Annotated in this window: 37 protein-coding genes and 1 pseudogene; 32 read left to right on the top strand and 6 right to left on the bottom strand. The window is 47.6% G+C overall.

What is annotated here, in order from left to right; genetic code table 11:
* Positions 1 to 642: 642 nt before the first annotated feature.
* Positions 643 to 1,179: a hypothetical protein gene (locus tag U868_RS0117820; protein WP_025154483.1), complete on the top strand. Its 537-nt coding sequence runs from the start codon at positions 643 to 645 to the stop codon at positions 1,177 to 1,179.
* A 163-nt stretch (positions 1,180 to 1,342) separates the two neighbouring features.
* On the opposite strand, the gene U868_RS0117815 is transcribed toward U868_RS0117820, so the two are convergent.
* The 6 genes from U868_RS0117815 to U868_RS0117795 form a co-directional block, all read right to left on the bottom strand.
* A complete protein-coding gene (locus U868_RS0117815) occupies positions 1,343 to 2,470 on the bottom strand; it encodes a site-specific integrase (protein ID WP_025154482.1) in 1,128 nt (375 codons plus the stop codon).
* On the bottom strand, positions 2,451 to 2,693 hold the full coding sequence (locus U868_RS24715; protein ID WP_071997735.1) for an excisionase: 243 nt from the start codon (positions 2,691 to 2,693) through the stop codon (positions 2,451 to 2,453). The genes U868_RS0117815 and U868_RS24715 overlap by 20 nt, the downstream gene beginning before the upstream one ends.
* A gap of 62 nt (positions 2,694 to 2,755) precedes the next feature.
* Positions 2,756 to 2,983 carry a hypothetical protein gene (locus tag U868_RS0117810; protein ID WP_025154481.1) on the bottom strand — a complete coding sequence of 76 codons (228 nt, stop codon included), beginning with the start codon at positions 2,981 to 2,983 and terminating at the stop codon, positions 2,756 to 2,758.
* Between the two features lie 150 nt (positions 2,984 to 3,133).
* Positions 3,134 to 3,361 carry a hypothetical protein gene (locus U868_RS0117805; RefSeq protein WP_139294243.1) on the bottom strand — a complete coding sequence of 76 codons (228 nt, stop codon included), beginning with the start codon at positions 3,359 to 3,361 and terminating at the stop codon, positions 3,134 to 3,136.
* 111 nt (positions 3,362 to 3,472) lie between these two features.
* A complete protein-coding gene (locus U868_RS0117800) occupies positions 3,473 to 3,685 on the bottom strand; it encodes a hypothetical protein (RefSeq protein ID WP_025154479.1) in 213 nt (70 codons plus the stop codon).
* Between the two features lie 129 nt (positions 3,686 to 3,814).
* A complete protein-coding gene (locus tag U868_RS0117795) occupies positions 3,815 to 4,459 on the bottom strand; it encodes a LexA family protein (RefSeq protein ID WP_025154478.1) in 645 nt (214 codons plus the stop codon).
* A 95-nt stretch (positions 4,460 to 4,554) separates the two neighbouring features.
* Between U868_RS0117795 and U868_RS0117790 the strand changes: the two genes are divergently transcribed.
* From U868_RS0117790 to U868_RS0117640, 31 genes and pseudogenes are all read left to right on the top strand, one after another.
* Complete coding sequence (locus U868_RS0117790) at positions 4,555 to 4,755, top strand: Cro/CI family transcriptional regulator (protein ID WP_025154477.1); 201 nt, start codon at positions 4,555 to 4,557, stop codon at positions 4,753 to 4,755.
* Between the two features lie 29 nt (positions 4,756 to 4,784).
* The gene (locus U868_RS24710) at positions 4,785 to 5,447 is read left to right on the top strand and encodes a hypothetical protein (RefSeq protein WP_071997734.1); all 663 of its coding nucleotides are present in this window, start codon (positions 4,785 to 4,787) and stop codon (positions 5,445 to 5,447) included.
* 23 nt (positions 5,448 to 5,470) lie between these two features.
* Positions 5,471 to 5,956, top strand: a complete 486-nt coding sequence (locus U868_RS24175; RefSeq protein ID WP_071997733.1) for a YmfL family putative regulatory protein — start codon at positions 5,471 to 5,473, stop codon at positions 5,954 to 5,956.
* A gap of 64 nt (positions 5,957 to 6,020) precedes the next feature.
* On the top strand, positions 6,021 to 6,221 hold the full coding sequence (locus U868_RS0117775; RefSeq protein ID WP_025154474.1) for a hypothetical protein: 201 nt from the start codon (positions 6,021 to 6,023) through the stop codon (positions 6,219 to 6,221).
* Positions 6,214 to 6,408: a DUF4222 domain-containing protein gene (locus U868_RS0117770; RefSeq protein WP_025154473.1), complete on the top strand. Its 195-nt coding sequence runs from the start codon at positions 6,214 to 6,216 to the stop codon at positions 6,406 to 6,408. The genes U868_RS0117775 and U868_RS0117770 overlap by 8 nt, the downstream gene beginning before the upstream one ends.
* Entirely contained in the window at positions 6,405 to 7,289 is an 885-nt protein-coding gene (locus tag U868_RS0117765) for a helix-turn-helix domain-containing protein (protein ID WP_025154472.1), read from the top strand. The genes U868_RS0117770 and U868_RS0117765 overlap by 4 nt, the downstream gene beginning before the upstream one ends.
* Positions 7,289 to 7,684, top strand: a complete 396-nt coding sequence (locus U868_RS0117760) for a hypothetical protein (protein WP_025154471.1) — start codon at positions 7,289 to 7,291, stop codon at positions 7,682 to 7,684. The genes U868_RS0117765 and U868_RS0117760 overlap by 1 nt, the downstream gene beginning before the upstream one ends.
* A 42-nt stretch (positions 7,685 to 7,726) precedes the next feature.
* Positions 7,727 to 8,518 carry a KilA-N domain-containing protein gene (locus tag U868_RS0117755; RefSeq protein WP_025154470.1) on the top strand — a complete coding sequence of 264 codons (792 nt, stop codon included), beginning with the start codon at positions 7,727 to 7,729 and terminating at the stop codon, positions 8,516 to 8,518.
* On the top strand, positions 8,518 to 9,534 hold the full coding sequence (locus U868_RS0117750) for a DUF968 domain-containing protein (protein WP_025154469.1): 1,017 nt from the start codon (positions 8,518 to 8,520) through the stop codon (positions 9,532 to 9,534). The genes U868_RS0117755 and U868_RS0117750 overlap by 1 nt, the downstream gene beginning before the upstream one ends.
* Before the next feature lie 30 nt (positions 9,535 to 9,564).
* Positions 9,565 to 10,002 carry an antiterminator Q family protein gene (locus tag U868_RS0117745; protein WP_025154468.1) on the top strand — a complete coding sequence of 146 codons (438 nt, stop codon included), beginning with the start codon at positions 9,565 to 9,567 and terminating at the stop codon, positions 10,000 to 10,002.
* A gap of 374 nt (positions 10,003 to 10,376) precedes the next feature.
* Positions 10,377 to 10,589 (top strand): transcription antiterminator/RNA stability regulator CspE, encoded by a 213-nt coding sequence (gene cspE, locus U868_RS0117740; protein WP_004242341.1) that lies wholly within the window; start codon positions 10,377 to 10,379, stop codon positions 10,587 to 10,589.
* A gap of 9 nt (positions 10,590 to 10,598) precedes the next feature.
* Positions 10,599 to 10,739, top strand: coding sequence for a hypothetical protein (locus U868_RS26030; RefSeq protein ID WP_223302381.1), 141 nt, complete (start codon positions 10,599 to 10,601; stop codon positions 10,737 to 10,739).
* A 75-nt stretch (positions 10,740 to 10,814) separates the two neighbouring features.
* Positions 10,815 to 11,744, top strand: coding sequence for an LpxL/LpxP family Kdo(2)-lipid IV(A) lauroyl/palmitoleoyl acyltransferase (gene lpxL / locus U868_RS0117735; RefSeq protein ID WP_015422817.1), 930 nt, complete (start codon positions 10,815 to 10,817; stop codon positions 11,742 to 11,744).
* A gap of 547 nt (positions 11,745 to 12,291) precedes the next feature.
* Complete coding sequence (locus U868_RS0117730) at positions 12,292 to 12,483, top strand: phage holin family protein (RefSeq protein ID WP_004238694.1); 192 nt, start codon at positions 12,292 to 12,294, stop codon at positions 12,481 to 12,483.
* A complete protein-coding gene (locus U868_RS0117725) occupies positions 12,476 to 12,952 on the top strand; it encodes a lysozyme (protein WP_025154467.1) in 477 nt (158 codons plus the stop codon). The genes U868_RS0117730 and U868_RS0117725 overlap by 8 nt, the downstream gene beginning before the upstream one ends.
* Positions 12,953 to 13,088: 136 nt before the next feature.
* Entirely contained in the window at positions 13,089 to 13,466 is a 378-nt protein-coding gene (locus tag U868_RS0117715) for a hypothetical protein (protein WP_025154466.1), read from the top strand.
* Positions 13,384 to 13,617 (top strand): Rz1-like lysis system protein LysC, encoded by a 234-nt coding sequence (gene lysC / locus U868_RS26375; protein ID WP_029991293.1) that lies wholly within the window; start codon positions 13,384 to 13,386, stop codon positions 13,615 to 13,617. The genes U868_RS0117715 and lysC overlap by 83 nt, the downstream gene beginning before the upstream one ends.
* A gap of 470 nt (positions 13,618 to 14,087) precedes the next feature.
* A complete protein-coding gene (locus U868_RS0117705; protein ID WP_015422814.1) occupies positions 14,088 to 14,399 on the top strand; it encodes a hypothetical protein in 312 nt (103 codons plus the stop codon).
* A gap of 44 nt (positions 14,400 to 14,443) precedes the next feature.
* Positions 14,444 to 14,797 carry an HNH endonuclease gene (locus U868_RS24700; RefSeq protein ID WP_025154464.1) on the top strand — a complete coding sequence of 118 codons (354 nt, stop codon included), beginning with the start codon at positions 14,444 to 14,446 and terminating at the stop codon, positions 14,795 to 14,797.
* 146 nt (positions 14,798 to 14,943) lie between these two features.
* Positions 14,944 to 15,414 carry a phage terminase small subunit P27 family gene (locus tag U868_RS23750; protein ID WP_036412066.1) on the top strand — a complete coding sequence of 157 codons (471 nt, stop codon included), beginning with the start codon at positions 14,944 to 14,946 and terminating at the stop codon, positions 15,412 to 15,414.
* A 3-nt stretch (positions 15,415 to 15,417) separates the two neighbouring features.
* Positions 15,418 to 17,148, top strand: coding sequence for a terminase large subunit (locus U868_RS0117690; RefSeq protein WP_025154462.1), 1,731 nt, complete (start codon positions 15,418 to 15,420; stop codon positions 17,146 to 17,148).
* 9 nt (positions 17,149 to 17,157) lie between these two features.
* Positions 17,158 to 17,337, top strand: coding sequence for a hypothetical protein (locus tag U868_RS0117685; RefSeq protein ID WP_025154461.1), 180 nt, complete (start codon positions 17,158 to 17,160; stop codon positions 17,335 to 17,337).
* Positions 17,337 to 18,557, top strand: coding sequence for a phage portal protein (locus U868_RS0117680; protein WP_025154460.1), 1,221 nt, complete (start codon positions 17,337 to 17,339; stop codon positions 18,555 to 18,557). The genes U868_RS0117685 and U868_RS0117680 overlap by 1 nt, the downstream gene beginning before the upstream one ends.
* Entirely contained in the window at positions 18,547 to 19,197 is a 651-nt protein-coding gene (locus U868_RS0117675; protein WP_025154459.1) for an HK97 family phage prohead protease, read from the top strand. The genes U868_RS0117680 and U868_RS0117675 overlap by 11 nt, the downstream gene beginning before the upstream one ends.
* A 9-nt stretch (positions 19,198 to 19,206) precedes the next feature.
* A pseudogene (locus U868_RS23745) lies at positions 19,207 to 20,418 on the top strand (phage major capsid protein).
* 41 nt (positions 20,419 to 20,459) lie between these two features.
* Positions 20,460 to 20,753, top strand: coding sequence for a head-tail connector protein (locus tag U868_RS0117665; RefSeq protein ID WP_024474653.1), 294 nt, complete (start codon positions 20,460 to 20,462; stop codon positions 20,751 to 20,753).
* Positions 20,754 to 20,763: 10 nt separating this feature from the next.
* Entirely contained in the window at positions 20,764 to 21,090 is a 327-nt protein-coding gene (locus tag U868_RS0117660; protein ID WP_025154458.1) for a phage head closure protein, read from the top strand.
* Complete coding sequence (locus U868_RS0117655; RefSeq protein WP_025154457.1) at positions 21,083 to 21,532, top strand: HK97-gp10 family putative phage morphogenesis protein; 450 nt, start codon at positions 21,083 to 21,085, stop codon at positions 21,530 to 21,532. The genes U868_RS0117660 and U868_RS0117655 overlap by 8 nt, the downstream gene beginning before the upstream one ends.
* Positions 21,529 to 21,864, top strand: coding sequence for a hypothetical protein (locus U868_RS0117650; RefSeq protein ID WP_025154456.1), 336 nt, complete (start codon positions 21,529 to 21,531; stop codon positions 21,862 to 21,864). Before U868_RS0117655 ends, U868_RS0117650 begins: the two co-directional genes overlap by 4 nt.
* Before the next feature lie 59 nt (positions 21,865 to 21,923).
* Positions 21,924 to 22,391: a phage tail tube protein gene (locus tag U868_RS0117645; protein WP_025154455.1), complete on the top strand. Its 468-nt coding sequence runs from the start codon at positions 21,924 to 21,926 to the stop codon at positions 22,389 to 22,391.
* Positions 22,392 to 22,394: 3 nt separating this feature from the next.
* Positions 22,395 to 22,778, top strand: coding sequence for a phage tail assembly chaperone (locus tag U868_RS0117640; RefSeq protein ID WP_036412064.1), 384 nt, complete (start codon positions 22,395 to 22,397; stop codon positions 22,776 to 22,778).
* The last annotated feature ends 21 nt before the right edge of the window (positions 22,779 to 22,799 follow it).

Raw genomic sequence — 22,799 nt, 5'->3', positions numbered from 1 at the left:
CATTTTATCGGTACTTATACTAGAAGGAATAATTAATAAAGTATCAGGTCAATATCCTTATCCACTGCACTCTTCCCCTAAATATGACAGCTATAATTAGATTTTCTGCTCTGAAACAGCAGAGGCCACGATAAAAATTCCGTTTTATTGAAGCTCCAAGTCGTTAATAGTTTTGCACTAGCTGATTCTGGTCTGAAAGTAGATGATGTTTTTCGTCAAAATAGATTCGATAATGTCACTCATTATAATTGAAAATAAAAGTACAGTAGTATGGAATATCAATGATATTAAATTGATTAAGTAGATTTTGAATGAAAACACAAAGCTTGCTTTGCAGAAATAAGTTTTGAAAATTATGCGATAAAGGAGGTTTTTTGAAAAAATTGATGATATTTGGAAAAAGTACTGTACTCAATCATTAAAAGCGGTGGATTCATCAGTAATTAAAGTTTTCAAACTGATATTATTTCCCTGACTAATATTTTATAGTTGAAAATAAACGGATTTCAGGTAATGTTAAAATAGCTATTTACAAAATATAAATTTTTCATTTGCATTAAAATTACTAGTTACGTAACATGGTTCATAATTAAATTCTCTAATTAAGGTTTTATTTTTGTTCACATAATAGCAGGGGGTTTTATGCCTTTAAATTATATTAATTTAGATGATTCAACCAAGAAATTCATGCTCAGAGAGATTAAACTTGATCAAGAGAATAATAGTTTTTATTTGAGTAATTTTCTTACTGATCAAGGTAAAGCAGTGTGGCCATCTTTATTGGAAGAAGCATCTCAACATGATGATGCATGGCTTGAGCGAGAAATCCTAAATAGAGGATTATTGGCTACCCATTATCCTCGAAAAAAACCTAATAGCACTGAGATTATTCAAGTTAAAGTCCCTTATACTGCAGCTCAAACTTTAGCTGAAGGAGAATTCAATCGTTTATATGCCCGAGGCTTAAGCTCGCGAGCAAAAGCAGAAGGGATTGAATTTGTTGAAGCTTACCGAGCAAGACACTCAGAAAAACCTCGTCCGGGATCTCAAGCTATAATTGGGAAAAAGTTCCGACCTGAAGAAATCCTTGAGGATTTACGTAATAACCCAGGCGTAGATACGGCATTAGGTGTTCCTCCTGGCCCTAACTCTGGCATAACAATTAAACTTGTTAAGTAAAAAATAGTGAGAGGCACTTTCGGAATTTTGATCCTTAAGTGCTTTTATGATGACCGGCTCCCATTGATTAACACATTCTGATGTTAAAAGGTTTACTTCTGACACAAGCCCGGCTGTAGCTTGGAAGCTAGATATACGAGTTTAACTATGGGTTAATAAAATATTATATCAATACCCTTATCCAATCTTTGCCACGATCATCATGATATTTATCGGTTTGCTGCTGGTTTTTATGCCCCAACAGGTTTTTGGTATTAATTCCCTGTTCCCGGTATAAACGCTCTGACAATGACCGCATTTCATGAAATGTTGCTGGCGTACCTTCTCCCCAATCGATATCGGTTTTATCTCTGGCTTTTTTAAAGTTGGTGGTCAGGGTATTTGCGGTTACCTGTCCGCCGGGTTGTGACTGTGATGTGTTTCGTGTGTAGTGGACTAAATATTTGCTGACATACAGATCACGGCATCCGGCAATCACATCCCGCAGGCTGATATTGAGTGCATCACAATGGAGGGAAAGGGGGATAGCAAGCCGCGTTCCGGTTTTTTGCTGGATGACATGCAGATGATCATCCCATATATCACGGAATTTCATTTCTGAAATATCTCCGAGGCGCTGTCCGGTAACAACAGCCAACAACATGGCATTTCCGAGATATTTATGGTCCTTACAGGCGATATCATAAATTTTCTGCCATTCTTCCAGGTTAAGTCGTTGCCGGGTTACCTTTCTCCGTGGTTGCTTTGTCGCGAGAGCAGGGTTATATCCCGGCGGAACTTCACCGGCATGCTGCGCTTCTTTGAAGACATCGATTAAGACCGAACGGACAACCTGAGCCATCCGGTGCTGACCACTGGCCTTATACTGATCCAGAATATCGGCAATATCGCGGGCATCGACTGCCGGTAATGGTTTTTGTGACAACGCATGACGCATCAGTGCTACAGGTTTCTGTTTTTGTTTAAAGGTATTCTGTTTTATTTCACCATCTGCCAGACGCTCCGCCTGGATTTTCTGGTACCGATCCAGCCAGGTATTAACAGTGATTTCTTTGCCTTTTATTTTTGCCATCCGATCACTGATCGCCATTACCTGACGGCTTCGCTGTTCAGCAAGACGCAGATTAGCCTCAACCGCAATTATTTTGGCCTCTTCCTCGTTGTCACCGAGATAATGGAATTTCCCGGTGACGGGATGTCTGTAGCGCCAGTACACCTTGCTGGTTTTCCTGCTGAAAAACGGGTACAGGTTGGGGATATCGATATTATTTTTACGGGGTCTGGCAGCCATCAGTTAAAATCCTTTGCAGCCTGGGATTGTCACTTTTGCTGATCACCGGTGAGATTAAATTACCGACAAGTTCGGCATCTTCTCTCACGCGCCAAATACCACCTTCTTTCTGTGCCGGTGGGAAAAACAGACCACATCGGGCGTACCGCTGTAATGTTCCCAGTTTAGGCGGGCGGCTCCTGTACCGGTCTTCTGCCCATTCATCCAAAGTTAACATTTTCATAGTCACACTCTGCACATCACCGTATACGATTAAGACTGTTCAGATATAAGAAGAGCGTAGCTTCAGTGAATATTTCTTTTTTTAATGGTGTCTTTTATTGCTTTTTTTATAGCCTCTGTAGTCGTCCCTTCGCTGGCAATATGTTCACCGATTTTTTCTAAAAAAGAGGCTATATAAGGTGAATTTTCAGGTATGTTGAATTCCTTACTTACCTCAACATTAATGCAGGGTGCTTCATTTAAGGTCACAGTAATATTAATCTTAACACTTGGGTTATCCTGTTTTGACATAGACAGTTCCTTATCAGTGATAATGATTTTATATCGTATTAATTTATTTTTTCCCGGTGCGGGGCAGCAATAATTCCGCCGGATAAACGGAATAAAATAATTTTTTAACCGGCTGTAATGTATTTAATTTCTGGTTATTGACAGTATGGTTTACTGAGCATTTTCAGATGCAATTGCCTGATACATGTCTGTAAATCCATTTCTTATCAATGTGATGACTTTCAGGGATGGCTCTTTATCATCCGGACTTATTTCCTCCAAAAAATCGACAGCGATTTCCTGAATATTTCTTGGCAACTGACTAAAGTCCATTGCGTCTGTCTCCTCAATAGAATTTGTTATTGGCGATTTAAAAAATTGCGGCTGGCAGACGGACATTATCATCGCTCCTCCGTTTTAAGGTTCAGAGCTGCACAGCCGCGAACAAGGGATTACACCGTTATTATTTTGTCGCCTTACTCTTCACACAGTTATTCAGATACGCAGCCGTTACTGCGGTTGTACTGTTAAAGCACAGAAGTCTTCCCATCTGGCGATGTCTTCATCGAGGCGGGCCATAGTGCGCTCGTGGTCACGGATCTCTCTTTGGCGTTCAGCACGGAGTGATTGCAGTTTTTGAAGCGCCCGGGCTTTTTCAGTGATCCACGCAGCAACTTCGTCTGCTGACATGTTGTTGGTGGTGATGATTGGTTCGCTTTGCATTAATTACTCTCCTACATTTCGATAGTACAAATGTAGGATATCCAACATTTCTGTGTCAAGGTTTTGTAGGAAAACTTACATTGAGGTGGAAAAATAAACCCCAGGCCGGGGTTTACAGATTTCTGCGGGTTATGGCAGGCGGGCGATCTTTGCATCAACAACAACACCGATGATCCGGCAATTTCCGTTTATTTCTATCATTCGGTATTGTGGATTTAGTGGCTTAAGATAGTGATTACCGGCATCAACAATGTACTGCTTAAATGTAGCCTCATTGTCAGAGTCGATTTTTGCCACGACGAGCTTTCCTGATACTGGTTCAACTCTCGGATCGACCAGAATCACCATTCCTTCGGGGATACTCAGGCCTGATGGAGAAGTCATAGAGTCTCCCTTTACTTCAAGCCAGAAAGATTCTTCAGAGCAATACACGGTCGTCTCGTACCATTTATCAATTACTTTCCGGTGATACGGTTCCAGAGCCTCACACCAATTACCTGCACTAACCCATGAAATTAAAGGGTATTCACCACGAGGGTTGTTGAATTTTGAAAAGCTGACATTTGTTTGTTCATCTGTCACACCATCAGTGAGCCATTTGGCATTAGTTTCTAATGCTTCTGCTAGTTGTTGCAGGTTCACTCCGTTTGGTTGGTAGTCACCTTTTTCCCACCCAGTAACAGTCACGCGATTTACACCGGTCTTATCTGCCAGTGCTTGCTGAGTCATTCCAAGTTCGCGGCGTTTTAGCCGTATTCTTTCATTTATTTCCATGTAGGCAATCCTACCAAAATGAAATGTAGGAATCTTGACATTGTTATGTAGGATATCTTACATTTTGTATGTAACTGACTTATCAGGAACTTCATATGAAAAAAGCGGATGTCATTAACTACTTTGGCGGTATCTGCAAAACAGCGGATGCCCTTGGAATAAAGCACCCCTCTGTATCCGGATGGGATGACGTGATTCCGAAAGGCAGGGCGTATGAAATAGAGAAGATTACAAAAGGAAAGCTCAAGTACAACCCTGCACTTTATCAGCATAGCAGCACGGAAAAGCACGGTTAACTACAACCCAATCTGAAAGTGAGTAGGCAATGAGAGTATTAGCGGTGTTTAACAAAAACAAGCAAGTCGGTAATGGTGGGGATCACGCTCTTGGGGTCACTGATGATCGGAACAATTCTTCCGTCGTACTCGGAAAATTGGTCAAGAGCACCAAAAAATGCGTCTACGGCTGCGTTATAGCGATTGCACTGACTGGTGGACAAGTGCGGGCGCAGGGTTCTGAAGTCATCTCTGGTGATGTTCGGCATGTCTCGTTTATCTTCCCTGCATTCGTCGAGAAATTTGTCGAGCCTGAGGAACAGCGGATCAGCGACAGCATTAAATTCCTTTCTTCGGTCCCGCTTTTTGGCGAGGTAGTGACCGGCCCAAACACCCAGTCCGAAAGAGATTACCGCCCAACAAGCAGTCCAAATCAGGGTAATCAGACGCGGGTTAGCGTTGAAAATCAATATGAACTCACCCCAGAAGCTGCTGAGCATTTCGAATTACTCCTTTGGTTGATGTTATTTCAGTTTCTGGTGCTGTTCCCGCTCGGGATTTATTTCAGCATGTGTATCAGTCCGAGAATATTAGCAAAGCGCAGACGCTGGATGAGGTTTCATCAATTAAAAGCAAACCGGTTTCACAGAAAAAATCCCGGCAAAATTTACCGGATGCCCCGCAAAGCATTCTGTCAGTGGCTTTGGTTCTGACAATAAAACACAGGATAGCAGCAATGAAAAATAAATTACCGGAAGAAATTCGAATTGTGGATCTTAAACAACGGGTTTCTGACTTTGTGGAAAGTTGCCCGGGCGGTCATGAAGCCCTGGCGGCTATTCTGAATATCAGATTACCCGCGTTCCGTAATCGCCTTTACGAAAAAAACGGTACCGGTTATTTCACACTGGGACAGTTAGAAACACTGGAAGACCTGTCAGAAGAGAAATTTTTAGCTGATTACTTCAATGAGCGTATAGGCCGCATTTCATACCAAAAGCCGGATGCCGGGGCGCTGGACAGCGTTGAACTGCATGATCTGCGTATGCGGGTAGACCAGAGAAAGGCCGCGCTGAATGCGTGTATCGGGGAATCAATTTCGAATGACGGGTATATCGATGAAAAAGAAGCTGTTGAGATTATCAGGAAACATAACCGGTGCATTGCCGCAGAAACTGAATACAGGCATTCGCTTATCGAAATTTACCGGAAGAAAGGGTGAAGCCGAAGGTATACGGCCTCCGGCTTCGGTCGCGCTATATCAATTTGTGTGAAGAGATAAACGCATGAGCAGATTAACTCATTCAGAACCAGAAAAGCAATTTAAATGCCTCGTTATTGGTAATGAACCGTTTCGTTATATTGAAAGCATACCTGCTGGTGGCACAGCCGACAACTACCGGAAAAAACCGGAAATGGTAGACCGGCAAAAGGTGGAGGACAGCTGGTCACAGTTTTATTACCGCAGCGGAGGTCAGCATGCCTGAAGAAACAGCTGACAATCTGAACCGGTATTACACCGATAAGCGGGGACGGAAAGTCCGTGTTATCCGGTATGACCGGGAAAACGGCTGGGTGATTTTCATGCGTGACGGTTATGAGCACCCGTGCTTTGAACCGCTGAAAATCTTTCAGGAACGGTATACACGCTGTCCGGATGAGGTGAAACCATGAGCATGATTTTAACTGCACGGGCTTTGCAGATAAAAACAGGCAACCCGCTGCGAAAACTGGTACTGGTCAAACTGGCGGACAATGCCAACGACCAGGGGGAATCATGGCCGTCTGTGCCGTACATTGCTGAGCAGTGTGAAATATCTGAACGCTCAGTGCAGAACCACATCAATGCCCTGGTGAAAATGGGGCTGGTTCGTGTTGAGTCACGAAAATCGGCCAACGGTCTGAACCAGTCAAATATTTATCATCTGTGCCTGGATGCTACCGCTGTGAGTGGTGAATCTCCTGCACCCTGTGGTGCAAACCCTGCGGGGGGGAGTGGTGCAAATGGTTCCCGGACTGGTGCAGCAGATGCACCGGGTGGTGCAAATGGTTCCGGTAGTGGTGCAGGAGCTGCACCCGGAATCAGTCATGATCCAGTCATAGATCCAGATAATAAAAATATTAATCCTGTTCGCGGAAAAGCCAAAAGCAAAACCGTGATGCCGGAAAACTTTGCTCCGACACCAGAACACATTGAGCAGGCCAAAGCCGCCGGTCTGGACATTCAGGACGAGTTTCAGAAGTTCAGCGATTACCACGCCAGCAAGGGTACGCAGTATGTCTGCTGGAACTCCGGTTTCAGATACTGGCTGAATACGGCCGCCGGATTTAAACGCTCTGCGGACTCAAAGAACATCGACACCACCGAGTGCGATGAAGTCTTCAGAAAAATGTTCTCATCCTCCGACTGGAAGCCAGAAAACCGCGTACAGGAGCTGGTCGCAAAATACAAATCCTACATTGGGCGGATGAATGAAATTGCCGGACGAGCAGCATTTCGCGGGTACTGGAAACAGGCCACAGAGCAGGCCGCAAAAGAACGGGAGGCTGCGTGATGATGCTTTACACCCGAATTGCGGCAGAGGAACCGGCCGGAACTGAAATCACTTCCGGGTACATCATGGAGAAATACGGCGTATCACGCAGTATCAGCCAGTCAGCTGTCAGGGTTTTAGCGAAGATTGAAGCGGTCACGCCGACCCGGTGGCGGGGGAATGACCGGATGGCTTTCCGGATATTGCCGGATGCACAGGAGAAAGTCCGTGAATATGAGGAACTGGTGGCAGCCTGTCGGCGGGGAGTAAAAAAGGTCCGCTGTACGGACCCGGTACCGGAAGAGAACCGGGCCACTCTCACCGAACGGGAATTTGTATCTGTCTATAACCGGTTGTTTACGGCCTTCACGGCAAAACAGCGGGAACTGAGAAGAAAAAACGGTCTGGCGATGTGAGGCGCAGTATACGGCTGCGCTTAATGAGCGGAGAGATAAACGATGAGCAATCTGATTATTGTTGACGGTATTAATGTGCGCCGGGACATGGCCGGTCGCTATTGCCTGAATGATTTACACCGTGCCGCCGGGGGTGAAGAGCGCCATAAGCCATCTAACTTTATGCGGATGGAATCAACACAGGCATTGTGTTCAGAAATCGACCGATGCTCAGATATGAGCATCGCCTCTGTAAACACCATTCGCGGCGGTACGGAGCAGGGGACATATGTTGCCCGTGAGGTTGTTTATGCCTATGCCATGTGGATAAGCCCGCTGTTCAACCTGAAAGTAATCCGTACGTTCGATGCGGTGGCCGGAACACAGCAGGCGGTACAGCTGGCCGATAAGGTACAGGCAGGCGCTATCCTGCTGGAGTCTATGGCGAAAACGCTGAATCTGTCGAATTCCTCAAAACTGGGCGGGTATCAGAAACTGCAAAAAATGGCTGGTCTTCCGGATCTGGCTCCCTCCTATGCGATTGATGCACCGGCGGGCGCGGTGGATGGCTCCAGCAGACCGACAACCTCTCTGACTACGCTGCTGAAAAATCACAATGCAGCCTTGTCTGCGACTAAAGCATACAAACGTCTTGCTGAACTGGGGATTGTCGAACAGAAAGCCCGTCCGGGTTCGAAGGGAACACAAAAACTGTTCTGGTCTGTTACATCAAAGGGGCTTCTGTACGGCAAAAATATCACATCTCCGGCGAACCCGAGGGAAACGCAGCCGCATTTCTTTGAGAGCAAATCAGCGGAACTGCTGGCACTGATGATGACTCCGGCGGTGGCCTGATGAATTACCTGTTAACCGGCTTTGTTCAGAAAGATACCCGGATCCTGATGTTTAATCCCGGTGGTGAAATTTGCAACTTCCGGAACGGTGCCCGTTATGTTGTCAGTGCGGCTCCCCGTTCAATGGATGGCGTTCCGTCCGGTCGCGTTCCGGCAGATGCACAGCCGCTGCTGACAGATGAGCGGGTACTGCGTTTCCTGGACAATCCCGCCGTGGTAAAAGCTGCCGGTGGTTTACAGGGATTTCGTCATTACGTTTCATCAGTAAATCATTGCCAGATTGACGACGAAGCAGATCCGTATCATCACCATGAACTGACCATGACCCGCCACAAAGACGGTTTTATCCGGACGTGCTGGCATCATGACAATATTCTCAGGAAGGGGGAATGCTGCCAGCAGCAGGCGGACAAAATTCTGTTACGCAACCAGCGGGCATTTGCGGCACGCAGTATCTTTACCGATTTACGGCTGCCCGGCGGCCATCTTCTGAATCCTTCCGATTTGTTCACCTGGTCTGTGATGCATCGTGTCAGTGAGCATCTTCCGGCCTTTATTTGCTCTTACATTCTGATGCAGTCACCGGAAGAAGAGATAACCGGCACCATGACGGAGCATTCCATCGTTCACCGGGCGCGCTCACACAACCGGATTGTTCAGGACATCGTTGAGCAGATAAAACCTGTCATTGTTCCTGATATAGAGCCGGAACCACCAGCAAGTTTTATGCGGATCCCGAAGTTAAAGCGCTGGGAGTGTCCGAAGTACCTGCAATGGGTGAAGAGTCAGCCGTGTTGCGTATGTGGTCAGCAGGCAGATGACCCGCATCACATCATCGGGCACGGCACCGGCGGTACCGGCACAAAGGCACACGACATTTTCACCATCCCGCTGTGCCGTATTCACCATGACGAGTTACACCGGGATGTGAACGCCTGGGAGCGGAAACACGGCAGTCAGCTGGAGTTGTTGTTTAGATTTATGAACCGGTCATACGGGATCGGTGTTTTTGGTTAATGCGCTGTACGGAGCGCGGAGAGATAAACGATGAGCAATATTCAGATGATATTAGAACGCTGGGGGGCATGGGTTGCGGATAACCCGGAATCTGTAACCTGGTCATCAATTGCCGCCGGGTTTAAAGGGCTTATCCCCGTAAAGGTTAAGAGTCGTCAGCAATGTACTGATAATGATGCACTGGTGATATCCGGCATTATGGCAAAACTGAACATCCGCAACAGCGATATGCATGATCTGCTTTTTGACTACTATGTTTTCGGCAAAACGTTTATCCGGTTGGCGAAGAAATACGGGTGCTCAGACACTCACATAGGGAAAAAACTCCAGAAGGCAGAAGGGCTGGTGGAAGGAATGCTCATAATGGGAGATGTAAAACTGGAAATGGACGGTACATCACATCGTGGAGGTATGCGGACATTTATGAATAAATTACATGATTTAAAAATTAATGCTTTACGATCGTAAAAAAGACGCTATTGTGATCAGAGTTATTTCTGTGTCGTATTGATTACAAACTGAAACCCCGTTTTTACGGGGTTTTTTTATGTTGATAAACAGATAAGATAATTGGTTAAAATCAGTCGTGATTTACGTGTAGTGATACGTAACATCCGAGGGATAAAATAATAAAGTTTGCTATTTGTGATCATCTGTGGCTTAATGGGGTCACTGGTTTGGAAGTACAGGCCTATTTATGCTAGTCAGTTTAAAGTCGTTCACCATTTAGCGTTATCCTCGATACCACTTCATTGCGAATTCCTTCTAATTAATTCCCATAAGTAAAAATAAAAAACAAACCTCATATGCCTTATGGCAATCAAAAAATTAAAGGAAATTCTATGTCTAATACAATGACTGGTTCAGTAAAATGGTTTAACGAATCGAAAGGTTTTGGCTTCATCACTCCGGCTGACGGCAGCAAAGATGTGTTTGTTCACTTCTCTGCGATCCAGAGTGACAGCTTCAAAACATTATTTGAAGGTCAGAATGTTACCTTCAATATTGAAGACGGGGCAAAAGGTCCGTCTGCATCAAATGTGGTGGGTCTCTAAGGCGCACCAATGATAATAGCACTGTTTTTTCAGTGCCCCTGTTGCAGTGGAACACAATACCGAACTTCGCACTTTGATGTTTCTGCATCAAATCCGCATGGAGCAAAATGCATTTTTTGTAAAACGGTGATGCTGTTGTCCAGGCAATAGAAAAACTAAATTCCAAGGCCTGATAATATTATCAGGCCTTTTTATTATGTAGTAATTATTACTTGTCAGGAAAAAATGTATTCTCTGAATAAATTTTCTATCAGGCTTCTTCACCCAAGGTACATTTTAACCTGGATTGGTATCCTATTGCTTTTCTGTTTGGTTCAGATGCCTTATCCATGGCTTGTGTTTTTAGGCGATAAGTTAGGTCGTTTTTCTGGTTTATTCCTGAAAAGGCGGGTATCCATAATTAAAAAAAATTTAGAATTATGTTTTCCTGACAGAAATAAAATCCAGATAGAGAGTATGGTCGCAAGTAATCTATCATCTTTAGGGATTGCATTATTTGAAACCGGTATTGCCTGGTTCTGGAATGACAAAAGAATTAATGAAATATTTAGAGTAACTGGTTGTGATAACTTTAATGATGTATATGACAGAAATAATGGTGTTTTAATTATTGGTATTCATTCCATGTCGCTGGAACTTGGGGGCAGAGTTATGGGGCTGTGTTTTCCTGTAAATGCGATGTATCGTCCCCACAACAATAAAGCAATGGAGTATATACAGACAAGATGCCGAAGTCGCTCCGGAAGTGGGATGATCGACCGTAAGAATCTGAAGTTTATGGTATCTGAACTAAAACGCGGGCAGGCTATTTGGTTTGCTCCTGATCAGGATTTTGGAACGAAAGGCACTATCTTCGCCCCTTTCTTTTCGATAGCGAAGGCTTCAACATCAAAAGGTGTGGCAACTATAGCCAAATTATCAAAGTCCCCGATACTTACTGCAACGATGGTAAGAAATAATGAAAGTGGTAAGAGGCCTTACGAATTAATAATTGGTAAAGAAATTACTGATTTTCCGCGTGGAGATGACTCGGCAGATGCTGAGAAGCTAAATCAAATTATTGAGACAGAAATCATGCATGCTCCGGATCAATACTTGTGGGCACACAGAAGGTTTAAGACCAGACCTCCGGGAGAGAATTCTCTGTACAAATAAGTTACAGAGATTGTCATTGGGTGATCCCTATATCTATTGCTTATAAACTTAAACTTTTCACCCACAGGTTTTTTATTGCCTGAAATCCAACTCGTAAGAGTTACTTACAGGTTCAACTCTCCGGAATTTCCGGATAGTTCACATGTTCGGTTATTCAGGACGGGTCACAGGTACAAAAAAAGCCGGTGAGTAGCAACCGGCGAAAAAGCACATGTAACAAGGTAATGTATGAAACTACATACTATTTAATTTTATGTTTACTCAATTTTATCGTCCATACTGAAATTTCACTTATGTGACATAAAACAAATTCCAAAGGTCGCCATGTGTGGCCTTTTTTCTTGCCCGCAATAATAAGAGCATTGGAATACGACAGGCTCATTACCTAATCCGTATTCGGCCACAGTGCTCTTCTTATTGCTTTCCCGCCGCTGGTGGGATTCCGAATAATGCCGCAGTCACCTTACTTTAACCTGTTTAAAACATATAACCCGGTTGCGGCATTTCCCTATCACTCAACATACGGAACACTCCGCAGGGGGTGGATATGCGCATGTCTGACAAATATTCCAGCCCTACAGCATATGCCTGGGGGCTTATAACCTCTGCCTTTGGCATTTTATCTCTGGATCAGTGGGCCATTGTTGCCGGGATCATCTGTACCGTCGGTACGTTCCTGGTTAACTGGTATTACAAACGGAAGGAATTCCAGTTGAAAGCCGGAGAACATCATGAATAAGCGATTGGTTAAAAAGGTAATGGCCGCTTGTACTGCCGGGGCAATTGCCGGTGCGCTGGTGCTGATCCCCGCATATGAAGGTGTTGAGTATATGCCTTATCGTGATGTGGCCGGAGTGCTCACCGTATGTTATGGCCATACCGGCAGTGACATTCAGCCTGGCAAGTTGTATACGGATGCTGAATGTAAAGCGCTACTGCATGACGACCTGACGAAAGTCCGGCGTGCGGTTGACCCGATGATTAAGGTGCCGATTGATGACAATACCCGGGCGGCCATCTATTCATTTGTCTACAACGTCGGCCCCGGCGCGTTCTCGCGCTCGACGATGCTGCGGAAACTCAATACCGGTGATATCGCGGGTGCCTGTGGCGAAATGAAGCGCTGGACATTTGCCGGTGGCAAGCAGTGGCACGGACTGATTAACCGGCGGGATACGGAGAACGCGGTATGCCACGGAACCCCTTAACGTTGATCATCATTGCTATCATCCTGCTGACTACTGCTCTGTTGGCGGGTTGTTATCTGTATTCACTCCCGAATTACTGTAAGCCTCTGCAGGGTTACCCGCTGGACGGTGTGATCCATTATAAGTGTGAAGCGCTATGAACCGGAAAGAAGCGGTAATTGCCGCGCTGTTTATTTTTGCCGCCTGGTGGGTATATGACACCTACCGGGATAACCAACAGCTGAAAGTGAGTAACACAGTACTCTCAGGCCAGTTATCAGCACAGCAGGCGATAAACACCACCACGCTTGCAGCTGTTGCCATCAGACACCGCGTGGCACTCGACAACATCAAAGCCAAACAGGTTGAGGACACAGAGCATGCCAACGTTAAGACGGTTATCAAAACAATATTTAAGGGCAGTGAATGCGCTGCTGTTTCTGTTCCCGCTGATGCTGTCAGTGAGTTGCGCAGATACGCGACCGGAATTAATACCCGCACCGGTGATACCGATTCCGCCACAACTGACCGCTGATTGTGAGCAGGTAGAGATACCGGATGATCTGACGTTCGGTGGCGCAGTTGAGCTGCTGGCCGATGCCATGAAATACATTGCCAACTGCAATCATGATAAGAAGGCAATACGGGAGATAGAAGCGGAGAGGCAAAAAAAAGCCCCAGAATAAAGGGGCGCATATGGAAGATTCAGGAAATAGTTATTGTTATTTTCGTACTGAGTATACCCTCAGTACCTCCGTAATTTCAATGTGATTAAAAAATCAAAAAATCATTGTAAAACAGGGATGTAATGCAATTGAAGAAGAATGTTTATTCTAACTGCGATGTTCAATATGCAGGCAACCTCGCGTACTAATCAACAACGCTTGACTATAAGGATTTCGAGGCTCGCTGTATTCAGGCTTTCGGCAAATCAGGGATGCGAATGATTTATCCTGCTGACCAACCACATAACTATGCAGTAACACTCCAATAGACTGCCCAGTGGTATTTTTTATGTCCTATGCTCAGATATGAGCAACGAACCATTTTATCAAACTCTGCAAACGGTCGTTTACGGGTGGTGTTAATAGAGACTTATGAAAGTCTGCCGCCATCATGTAGTATCGGGGTACATGCCACAATGGTGAGAAATTGTATGATTCTGCATAATGTGCTTAAAACTATATACATAGACAATGACGACAATGATTTTTTGAAATATGAAATCATGGGGGAGCACGGTGGCGATGTAACAATAGCGATCGTATCAGCGGAAATTAAGTCAGTAGTTGGCGGAATAGACTGTTATCTGTGGGCTAAAGTCGGAGAGCTAACATTTGAGTACCTTGACCCGCCAAAGAGAGGATCATTCCAGCAGACTGTAGCAATGGAATCTCCGCCGGGGAGAAGTATCAGCACCGTAATGCGGGAATGCAAAAAACACAGAGCTACCTGGCAAAGACCGTAACAAATACATAACCCGCTCCGGCGGGTTTTTTATTGGGGAAATCTATGCCACCACGTATACCACGCGCCTGTCGCAAGCGAGGCTGCGCAAAGACAACCACAGACCGCAGCGGATACTGCGAAGAACACCGCAATACAGGGTGGGAGAACCATCAGCAGGGCAAGAGTCGACACGAACGTGGCTACGGCACCAAATGGGACAGGCTGCGGCTGGTGGTTCTGAGCCGGGATAAGCATTTGTGCCAGCAGTGCCTGCGTGAAGGACGGGTAACCGAGGCGAAGACAGTCGACCACATCACTCCCAAAGCACATGGGGGAACCGATGCGGAAAGCAATCTGCAAAGCCTGTGCTGGCCATGTCATTACCGCAAGACGGTGACAGAGCGCAATCGCGGCTGAACCGCAACAATGCACAGGGGAGGGGGAGGTCAAATCTCTGTCGCCCCACCGCCTGAGGACCGCCGCCTTGCCTTTTTTCACATCGCCGCAGGTTAGAAAACTTTTTTTGGGGTTCCTCCAGCATGTATTAACAGGAGATATCTATTATGTCAGGACCACCAAGAACCCCGACACATCTGCGTTTGGTCAGGGGTAACCCATCAAAACGCCCGATCAATAAAAAAGAACCAAAACCACCGTCAGGGGTACCCCCAACACCGAAATATTTTACCAAGCAGGGGAAATACTGGTTTAAGCGGATAGGGGAAGAACTCGATGCCATGGGCGTGATGAGTTCGATGGATGCCAAAGCGCTGGAGCTGCTGATCGAGGCATACACCGAATACCGGCAACACTGCGATACCCTGGACGAAGAAGGTTATACCTACACAACACAGAGTGATGGCGGACCACTGATAAAAGCACACCCGGTGGCGGCAATGAAAGCTGATGCATGGAAACGGATCCGCGCGATGCTCTCCGAGTTCGGTATGACCCCGGCAGCCCGGCAGAAGGTAACGATTAACACACCAGCCGAAGAAGACCCTTTCGAGGCATTTCTGAAACAAAGAAAATGATGAATGGCAACCGTAGCAGACGGGATCCGGTACGCCGAGCAGGTGGTTGCCGGAGAAATAGTTACGGGCGAACTGATACGCCTGGCGTGTCAGCGGTTTCTTGATGATCTGGAATACGGCCCTGAGCGCGGTATTTATTTCATGGAGGAACGCGCTCGGCATATTCTGGATTTTTACCGGTTCGTCCCGCATGTCAAAGGGGCGCTGGCAGGTAAGCCGATTGAGCTGATGCCGTGGCATACCTTTATTCTGATTAATATTTTTGGTTTTGTAATCCCGCTGGTTGATGAACTCACCGGCGAGGCTCAGTACGACGATGACGGGGACCCGGTGCTGGTTCGCCGGTTCCGGACGGCCTATAACGAAGTTGCACGTAAAAACGCTAAATCCACCCTCTCATCCGGTATCGGTCTGTACATGACCGGCGCTGACGGTGAGGGTGGCGCCGAGGTTTACTCGGCTGCCACCACCCGTGACCAGGCCCGTATTGTGTTTGAAGATGCGAAAAACATGGTCAAAAAGGCCAAAAGCTCACTCGGCCGCCTGTTTGAATTTAATAAGCTGGCGATTTATCAGGAGCGGTCTGCATCCAAGTTTGAGCCGCTGTCCAGTGACGCAAATAACCTCGACGGCCTGAATATTCACTGCGGCATTGTGGACGAACTTCATGCCCACAAAACCCGTGATGTGTGGGATGTGCTGGAAACCGCGACCGGTGCCCGTCTTCAATCCCTGCTGTTTGCGATCACCACAGCGGGATTTAACCGCGAGGGTATCTGCTACGAACTGCGGGATTACGCCATCAAGGTGTTGCGGGGCGTGGTGGAGGATGACACCTTTTTCGCGGCAATTTATACACAGGATGAGGATGATGACCCGTTCGATGAAAGCATCTGGATAAAAGCCAATCCGGGGCTGGGTGTCTGTAAGCGTTTTGACGATATGCGCCGCCTGGCGAAAAAGGCAAAAGAGCAGATTGCGGCCCGGCCTAATTTCCTGACCAAGCACCTCAATATGTGGGTGAATGCCGAATCCGCCTGGATGGATACCGGTAAGTGGGACAACTGCCCTGAAAATGCGCCGGATGATGAGCTGAAAAATTACCCGGTCTGGGTTGGTGTGGATCTGTCAAACAAAATCGATGTGACCGCAGCCGTTAAAGTGTATGAGGATCCGCGCGGACAACTGCATATGAAGTGCAAATTCTGGCTGCCGGAGGACAGAGTGGTAACTGCACCGAAGCATATCGCTGACCTGTACCGGAAATGGGGAGCTGCCGGTTATCTTGAACTGACGGACGGTGAGGTTGTCGATCACGATATCATCAAAGCCGACATTCTGGCATGGTGCGAAGGTGAGGATTTACGTGAACTCGGTTTTGACCCGTGGAGTGCCGTTCAGTTCTCCCGCCGCCTGGCGGAAGAAGGTATTCCGCTGGTGGAGGTGGCGCAGACGGTGAAAAACCTGTCTGAATCGATGAAAACCGTTCAGGCCGATGTATATTCCGGCAAATTTCACCATGACCACAACCCGGTAATGTCCTGGATGATGTCTAACGTGACGGTAAAACCGGACAGAAATGACAACATTTTCCCGAACAAATCGACACCGGAAAACAAAATTGACGGGCCGTTTGCCCTGTTTACTGCCAAATCACGCCAGATGGTGAACGGCGGGGAACAGGAACAAAGTCTGTCCGATGTTTTATCTTCCAGGGGCTTACGTTCACTCTGAGGAAATCCAATGAAATTACTGACTATTACCGCCCTGCTGGTGGGGGTTGCGGGTGCCTGTCTGCTGGCGTTCGGTGCCTGGCTGCTGATGCCTGCTGCCGGGTTTATCACTGCCGGCGGTTTATGCCTGCTCTGGTCATATCTGGTATCAAAATCAGCGGGAAGCCTGAATAACAACGGAGGATCATAATGTTCTTTCCCGGTTTATTCAGAAAATCCGATACGGGTATGAGTTCGTCAGAGCTCAGCGAAATGATCGGTCTGACCTATGACACCTATTCCGGCCGTCGCGTCAGTCCGCAACTGGCGATGCAGCTTACCGCAGTATTCAGCTGCGTTCGCGTGCTGGCGGAATCAGTCGGAATGCTACCGTGTTCTCTGTATGAACAGCTGGAGACAGGCAACCGCCGGGCTGTCCGTGAACGGCTTAACCGGCTTTTATCTGTAAACCCCAATAATTACATGACACCGCAGGAGTTCTGGGAATTACTGATCGCCTGCCTGTGTCTGCGCGGCAATTTTTATGCTTACAAAGTCAAAGCGCTGGGTGAGGTGGTGGAGCTGCTGCCGCTGGATCCGTCTTCAGTTACTCCAAAACTGAACAGTAAGTGGGAACCTGAATATCAGGTTATTTTTCCGGACGGAAGGCACGACACGCTGACACAGGATGATATCTGGCATGTGCGGATTTTCACCCTGGACGGATTAACCGGACTCAGTCCGATAGCGTATGCAAAACAGGCGGTCGGGCTGGGGCTGGCAACGGAGGAGCACGGCTCACGTCTGTTCGGGAACGGCGCGGTAACCAGCGGTGTCCTGCAAACTGACCAGTACCTGAAAGACGATGCCTATGAGCGGCTGAAAACCGACTTTGAAAACCGGCATCAGGGACTGGCTAATGCACATAAACCCATGATCCTTGAGATGGGCCTGAAATGGGAGCAAATCAGCATGACATCGGAAGACGCACAGTTCCTTGAGACCCGCAAATTCCAGCTGGAGGAAATCTGCCGTATTTTCCGTGTGCCGCTGCATATGATTCAGAACACAGATCGGGCTACCTTCAATAACATTGAGAATCTCGGGATTGGTTTTATCAATTATTCTCTGGTGCCTTATCTGACCCGAATAGAACAACGTATCAATGCCGGACTGGTGAAACCATCAAAACAGGGTGTTTTTTACGCAAAATTCAACGCAGGGGCATTGTTACGCGGAGATATGAAATCACGGTTTGATGCTTATGCCACCGGTATTAACTGGGGGATCTATTCACCCAATGAATGCCGTGAACTGGAAGAGCTCAACCCGCGTGAAGGTGGTGATATCTGGCTGACACCGATGAACATGACCACAAAGCCTGAGAGCAGCCCGGAAAAAGAGGAAAAGCAGGATGTCGATGATGACTAAACAGCGGCTGGACATACCGCTGAAAATAAAGTCGGTCACTGAAACCGGCGAATTTGAAGGATACGGATCGGTTTTCGGCGTGAAGGACAGCTACAGCGATATTGTTGTGCCGGGTGCTTTTCAGGCATCACTTAGTGAATGGCGAGAGAAGGGCGGTCTTCCGGCCATGCTCTGGCAGCACCAAATTTCCGAACCGGTCGGTGTGTATACCGAAATGCGGGAGGATGATACCGGCCTGTATGTCAAAGGGCGGCTGCTTATCGAGGATGACCCGCTGTCAAAACGGGCTCATGCACATCTGAAGGCCGGATCATTATCCGGCCTTTCTATTGGCTACATCCTGAAAGACTGGGAGTACGACCGGAGTAAAGGGGCGTTTCTCCTGAAAGAAATCGATCTGTGGGAAGTGAGCCTGGTGACCTTCCCGTCCAATGATGAAGCCCGGGTCAGTGATGTTAAATCGGCATTTGCCCGTGGTGACATCCCGTCACAAAAAAGTATTGAGCGCGTCCTGCGTGATGCCGGACTGTCGCGGACACAGGCTAAGGCATTTATGGCCGACGGCTACCATGCTCTCTCTCTCTGTGACGCAGAGGAAGATGCACTGGAAACACTTAAATCCATTAATTTTAATCAGTAAGGGGCTGTTATGGCTGTTGATCATAAAGATATCAGTGAAGTGGCAAAAGAGCTGAAAGCGTCATTTGAAGAATTTAAGTCAAAAAATGACAAACGTATTGATGCCATCGAATCAGAAAAAGGCAGACTGGCCGAGTCAGTGGAAACGCTGAACGGCAGATTATCCGAACTGGACGAGCTGAAATCGTCGCTGGAAGCTGAGCTGGCGGCCGTGAAACGCCCGGCAGGTGGTGTGGCAAACAAAGATGTTGCTGAGCACAAAAGTGCATTCGAACTGTTTGTCCGCAAAGGTAAGGATGACGGCCTGGCCGAACTGGAACAGAAAGCCATGCAGATTGGTTCTGATCCTGACGGTGGTTATGCCGTGCCGGAAGAACTGGATCGCAATATTATTTCTGCTCTGCGTGACGAAGTCATTATGCGTCAGGAATGTAATGTTGTCTCAGTCGGCACGCCGAATTACAAGCGCCTCGTGAATATGGGAGGTACCGGCAGCGGTTGGGTTGGTGAGACTGATGCCCGTCCGGAAACCAGCACGTCAAAACTCGGTACCATTGAACCGGTGTGGGGGGAAATTTACGGCAATCCGGCGGCGACTCAGACCATGCTGGATGATGCCTTTTTCAACGTTGAGCAGTTCATTACCGGTGAACTGACAACTGAATTTGCAGCGCAGGAAGAAGCGGCATTCACCAGCGGAGACGGCAGCAAAAAGCCCAAAGGATTGCTGGCCTACGGCAGTGATGATAAAGCGGATAAGGAGCGTGACTGGGGCAAATTGCAACACCTGTTGCTGAAGAAACCGACCGAACTGACCGCTGATGAAGTGATGAAACTGATTTATACCCTGCGAAAACCATACCGTAACGGTGCTAAGTTTATGATGAATAACAATACGTTATTCAAAGTGCGCACACTGAAGGATTCCTAGGGAAATTACCTGTGGCAGCCGGGCCTGCAATTGGGTCAGCCGTCTGCATTACTGGGATATGGTATTGCGGAAAATGAGCAGTTTGCTGATATGGCTGCCGGTGCTGTTCCGCTGGCGTTCGGTAACTTCAGACGCTGCTACACCATCCTGGATCGTATCGGCATCCGTATGCTGCGCGATCCGTACACCAACAAGCCGTTTGTGCATTTCTATACCACGAAGCGTGTCGGCAGCATGATGGTGGACAGTAATGCTGTGAAATTACTGAAAGCTGCAGGTGCAGGAGGCTGATTAATTACGGCGGCAGAGATGCCGCTTTTCCGGAGGGTTTCATGTCATTACCGACAATTGAAGAGCTGAAAAGGCAATGCTATATCGATGGTGACCATGATAATGATCTTTTACTGCAATTTTTGAGTGCTGCCGTATCAGAAGTTGAGCGGGTCACTAACAGAAAGCTTACCCCGGAAAAACCTGATAAAGACGACCCTGATACCTTGTTTTTAAGTGCGGATATAGTGCTCAGATTAAAACAGATGGTCGGATTTTGGTATGAAAACCGGGAGGGGCAGTCATTACCGGACTCTTTGTACCGCCATTTAAGAGATTACCGGCGCAGGCCGTAAGGATGAAATTATGCAGGCTGGTCGTCTGAGACATATTGTTGTATTTCAGAGAGCTGAAATCACAATACTCCCGTCTGGCCAGAGAGAAAAGTTATGGGTTGATATTGGCCCGGCTGTGAATGCGGAAGTCAGACCCGTCAGTGGCCGGGAACTGCTGACCGCCGGAGCGGAAATGTCAGAAATCACTGTTCGTGTATGGATGCGGTACCGGCCGGATATTCATCCCGCATGCCGGATGGTATATCGCGGTCAGGTCTACGATATTCAGGCTGTGATCCCGGATGTGAAATTTACCCGGCTGGAACTGCTGTGTAAACAGGGGGTGAAAGATGGCTGATATGGGGCTGGATTTGTCCGGTTTTGCTGAACTGTCCCGTGATCTGGAATCACTCAGCCGGGCTGAAAATACCCGTGTGCTACGGGAAGCGACGAAAGCCGCAGCGGATATGCTGCGGGATGAGGTCCGGCGGAGCGCTCCTGTCAGGACCGGAAAACTGGCGCGTAATATCGTTACCGGCGGTCAGCGGAGCCGTTATAAAGGTGAGGTTGTCTCTGGTGTATACATCCGGGGAACCAACGCCGCAGGAACCAACAGTGATAACACACTGAAAACGGACGACCCGCGTAATGCGTTTTACTGGCGTTTCCTGGAAAACGGTACATCAAAAATGGCACCACAACCGTTTATCCGTCCGGCATTTGACGGTAAAGCGGATGAGGCAGCGGATCTGGCACTGAGTAAACTCAGTCAGGCTATCGATAAGGTGCTGAGCGGATGAAAGAATCTGATTTGTTTTCTTTACTTGCCCCAGTGCTGCCGGGCAGGGTTTTCCCGTATGTGGCTCCGCAGGATGAGCCTAAAATTCAGCCGCCGTGGTGTGTTTTTTCACTTTATGATACCGGCGGCGATGTGCTGTGCGGTCGTGCTGAGACAATGACCAATATCCAGATTGATGTGTATGCAAAAACCATCGATGAAGCCCGCCGGATCCGTGAACTGTCTGTTGCTGCTGTTTCTCCGCTTTCACCGGCGGAGTTCACAGAAAAGCAGGGCTATGAAGCGGATACCTCGCTTTACCGGGCCACGCTGGAGTGTCAGGTCTGGCAATAACGTAATCTTGAACAACAAGCTGCTGCGGCAGCTTTTTTTATGCTTACAGGAAAATAACCATGCCGAGCAAATATGAAAAAACGCAGGGCACGAAAATCAGTATTTCAAAGCTGCCTGCAACAGAAGTGAACCCCGCATCCGCAGAATTTCTGCCGCTGGCCTGTGCGGCCAAAGAGATCAGTTATACCGGTGGTCAGAAGTCGGATATTGATGTCACAACCCTGTGCTCAACGGAGCAGGAAATGACCAACGGGCTGGCCTCTCCGGGGGAAATCACGATCTCCGGTAACTGGTCACCGGATGAAGGCCAGGAAGTTCTGCGTACTGCCTATGACAAAGATACTATTCATGCGTTCAAAGTGGAATTTCCGTCAGGTAATGGTTATGCCTTCCTGGCAGAAGTCCGTCAGAACAGCTGGAGTGCGGCAACCAGCGGGCTGGTCACCGCGTCTTTCACGCTGCGCATGAAAGGTAAGCCTGTTCCGCTGAAAAACGGGGCGGTAACTGAGTCGGGAAAGAGGGAATAAGCCGTGGCGAATCCGAAACTGTCATTAAAAGAACTGGCACTCAGTCCAAAAAACGCCTTCCGTTCAAAGATGGTGAAGGTACCTGAATGGAGCGGCGTCACCGTTATTCTGCGGGAACCGTCTTCGGCAGCCTGGCTCAGATGGCGTGAGCTGATGAATACCGGCGCAGACGGTGATGAAAAATTGTCAGAGGCAGAACAGGCGCAGCGCAATCTGCGTGCAGATGTGGTGATGTTTTCTGATGTGCTGCTGGATGAAGATAAAGAGCGGGTGTTCAGTGATGACGACACTGAAGAAGTGATGGCTGTTTACGGGCCGGTTCATGCCCGTCTGCTGAAACAGGCGCTTGATCTGATGACCACGCCGGATGAAGCGGAAAAAAAGTAGCGCAGCCCGGTATGTTTTTTC

Source organism: Morganella morganii H1r (assembly GCF_000633515.1).
Taxonomy (GTDB): Bacteria; Pseudomonadota; Gammaproteobacteria; order Enterobacterales; family Enterobacteriaceae; genus Morganella; species Morganella morganii_B.
Note: the sequence above shows the minus strand (reverse complement) of the source record. Positions and strands in the feature narration are given on the sequence as shown.

Coding starts and splice junctions, on each gene's coding strand:
- U868_RS0117820 (WP_025154483.1), top strand. CDS start 643: ATGCCTTTAAATTATATTAATTTAGATGATTCAACCAAGAAATTCATG.
- U868_RS0117815 (WP_025154482.1), bottom strand. CDS start 2,470: ATGGCTGCCAGACCCCGTAAAAATAATATCGATATCCCCAACCTGTAC.
- U868_RS24715 (WP_071997735.1), bottom strand. CDS start 2,693: ATGAAAATGTTAACTTTGGATGAATGGGCAGAAGACCGGTACAGGAGC.
- U868_RS0117810 (WP_025154481.1), bottom strand. CDS start 2,983: ATGTCAAAACAGGATAACCCAAGTGTTAAGATTAATATTACTGTGACC.
- U868_RS0117805 (WP_139294243.1), bottom strand. CDS start 3,361: ATGTCCGTCTGCCAGCCGCAATTTTTTAAATCGCCAATAACAAATTCT.
- U868_RS0117800 (WP_025154479.1), bottom strand. CDS start 3,685: ATGCAAAGCGAACCAATCATCACCACCAACAACATGTCAGCAGACGAA.
- U868_RS0117795 (WP_025154478.1), bottom strand. CDS start 4,459: ATGGAAATAAATGAAAGAATACGGCTAAAACGCCGCGAACTTGGAATG.
- U868_RS0117790 (WP_025154477.1), top strand. CDS start 4,555: ATGAAAAAAGCGGATGTCATTAACTACTTTGGCGGTATCTGCAAAACA.
- U868_RS24710 (WP_071997734.1), top strand. CDS start 4,785: ATGAGAGTATTAGCGGTGTTTAACAAAAACAAGCAAGTCGGTAATGGT.
- U868_RS24175 (WP_071997733.1), top strand. CDS start 5,471: ATGAAAAATAAATTACCGGAAGAAATTCGAATTGTGGATCTTAAACAA.
- U868_RS0117775 (WP_025154474.1), top strand. CDS start 6,021: ATGAGCAGATTAACTCATTCAGAACCAGAAAAGCAATTTAAATGCCTC.
- U868_RS0117770 (WP_025154473.1), top strand. CDS start 6,214: ATGCCTGAAGAAACAGCTGACAATCTGAACCGGTATTACACCGATAAG.
- U868_RS0117765 (WP_025154472.1), top strand. CDS start 6,405: ATGAGCATGATTTTAACTGCACGGGCTTTGCAGATAAAAACAGGCAAC.
- U868_RS0117760 (WP_025154471.1), top strand. CDS start 7,289: ATGATGCTTTACACCCGAATTGCGGCAGAGGAACCGGCCGGAACTGAA.
- U868_RS0117755 (WP_025154470.1), top strand. CDS start 7,727: ATGAGCAATCTGATTATTGTTGACGGTATTAATGTGCGCCGGGACATG.
- U868_RS0117750 (WP_025154469.1), top strand. CDS start 8,518: ATGAATTACCTGTTAACCGGCTTTGTTCAGAAAGATACCCGGATCCTG.
- U868_RS0117745 (WP_025154468.1), top strand. CDS start 9,565: ATGAGCAATATTCAGATGATATTAGAACGCTGGGGGGCATGGGTTGCG.
- cspE (WP_004242341.1), top strand. CDS start 10,377: ATGTCTAATACAATGACTGGTTCAGTAAAATGGTTTAACGAATCGAAA.
- U868_RS26030 (WP_223302381.1), top strand. CDS start 10,599: ATGATAATAGCACTGTTTTTTCAGTGCCCCTGTTGCAGTGGAACACAA.
- lpxL (WP_015422817.1), top strand. CDS start 10,815: ATGTATTCTCTGAATAAATTTTCTATCAGGCTTCTTCACCCAAGGTAC.
- U868_RS0117730 (WP_004238694.1), top strand. CDS start 12,292: ATGCGCATGTCTGACAAATATTCCAGCCCTACAGCATATGCCTGGGGG.
- U868_RS0117725 (WP_025154467.1), top strand. CDS start 12,476: ATGAATAAGCGATTGGTTAAAAAGGTAATGGCCGCTTGTACTGCCGGG.
- U868_RS0117715 (WP_025154466.1), top strand. CDS start 13,089: ATGAACCGGAAAGAAGCGGTAATTGCCGCGCTGTTTATTTTTGCCGCC.
- lysC (WP_029991293.1), top strand. CDS start 13,384: ATGCTGTCAGTGAGTTGCGCAGATACGCGACCGGAATTAATACCCGCA.
- U868_RS0117705 (WP_015422814.1), top strand. CDS start 14,088: ATGATTCTGCATAATGTGCTTAAAACTATATACATAGACAATGACGAC.
- U868_RS24700 (WP_025154464.1), top strand. CDS start 14,444: ATGCCACCACGTATACCACGCGCCTGTCGCAAGCGAGGCTGCGCAAAG.
- U868_RS23750 (WP_036412066.1), top strand. CDS start 14,944: ATGTCAGGACCACCAAGAACCCCGACACATCTGCGTTTGGTCAGGGGT.
- U868_RS0117690 (WP_025154462.1), top strand. CDS start 15,418: ATGGCAACCGTAGCAGACGGGATCCGGTACGCCGAGCAGGTGGTTGCC.
- U868_RS0117685 (WP_025154461.1), top strand. CDS start 17,158: ATGAAATTACTGACTATTACCGCCCTGCTGGTGGGGGTTGCGGGTGCC.
- U868_RS0117680 (WP_025154460.1), top strand. CDS start 17,337: ATGTTCTTTCCCGGTTTATTCAGAAAATCCGATACGGGTATGAGTTCG.
- U868_RS0117675 (WP_025154459.1), top strand. CDS start 18,547: ATGATGACTAAACAGCGGCTGGACATACCGCTGAAAATAAAGTCGGTC.
- U868_RS0117665 (WP_024474653.1), top strand. CDS start 20,460: ATGTCATTACCGACAATTGAAGAGCTGAAAAGGCAATGCTATATCGAT.
- U868_RS0117660 (WP_025154458.1), top strand. CDS start 20,764: ATGCAGGCTGGTCGTCTGAGACATATTGTTGTATTTCAGAGAGCTGAA.
- U868_RS0117655 (WP_025154457.1), top strand. CDS start 21,083: ATGGCTGATATGGGGCTGGATTTGTCCGGTTTTGCTGAACTGTCCCGT.
- U868_RS0117650 (WP_025154456.1), top strand. CDS start 21,529: ATGAAAGAATCTGATTTGTTTTCTTTACTTGCCCCAGTGCTGCCGGGC.
- U868_RS0117645 (WP_025154455.1), top strand. CDS start 21,924: ATGCCGAGCAAATATGAAAAAACGCAGGGCACGAAAATCAGTATTTCA.